This window comes from Phyllobacterium brassicacearum, assembly GCF_003010955.1.
Taxonomy (GTDB): Bacteria; Pseudomonadota; Alphaproteobacteria; order Rhizobiales; family Rhizobiaceae; genus Phyllobacterium; species Phyllobacterium brassicacearum.
In genome coordinates this window covers 1-921 of sequence record NZ_PGGO01000073.1, presented here as the reverse complement: position 1 = coordinate 921, position 921 = coordinate 1, and the positions used below count along the sequence as shown (strand labels likewise).

1 pseudogene is annotated in these 921 nt (G+C 62.9%); it reads left to right on the top strand.

The features are described from left to right. A pseudogene (locus tag CU102_RS28300) lies at nt 1-921 on the top strand (DUF5801 repeats-in-toxin domain-containing protein); the annotation flags it as partial.

The window sequence follows — 921 nt, the reverse complement described above, 5'->3', positions numbered from 1 at the left end:
CAACGGTAACGGGACCCACGAGACCCTGGCCAACGTGCTCAACGCGTCGGCCACCGGAGCCTTCGGGTACAACATCGGCGCCGATGCGCACACGGCCGCGTTCTACACGGGCGGCGGTTCCGACTTCGTCGACCAGAATGCCGCGCTTGCCGGCGTCCAGATCGGACTGAGCGGCACGATCACCGGCGGCGGCGGCGGTAATGTCCTCACCTCGGAGGTGACGCTCGCGTCGGAGACTCTCACCTCCGCGACGTTCAACTTCACCTTTACCTACGACAAGGACCCGGCGGCTGGCGTCCAGACGGGCACGGCGGGCGGCACCCTCGTCTTCGACAAGGCTGCCGACACTTATACCATCAACCTGACCGACCCGCTCGAAGGCTTCAGCTTCGATGTGATCCACACCAGTGAGCTCTTGTCCAAGGAGCCGACGAGCAACACGGGCCACCCGCAGATCGTGCTGGAACGGTTGCAGGCGGATGACCCGGACACGCCGGATGACGAAGACTTCTACGTGCAGTTCACGGGCAACGCGATCAACAGAGCCAACCCGTTCGGCTTGACGACCAATGGCGAGGGGTCATCCGCTGACACCACGTTCACCGTCGGTGGTCACGAGATGGTCAGTAACGCCAATGAAACGTGGGTGTCTGCGACGCAGAGCACCAACGGTGTCGCCGGTGACACGATCCAGAAAGAAGAACTGCTCACGTTGCGGTTCTTCAACAGCAACGTCGGTATTCAGTCTGAGGCGACCACCCCGACGGCGACCGCCGGTACCATGGCCATCAAGTTCGACGGCATCGGCAACAGCGAGGACCTGATGCTGATCCTCGACCTGATCGACAAGAACGGTGCCGACAACATCGCCGGCACCGCGGACGACAACGCCACGATCACGCGGGCCGTGTACGTGTCGAA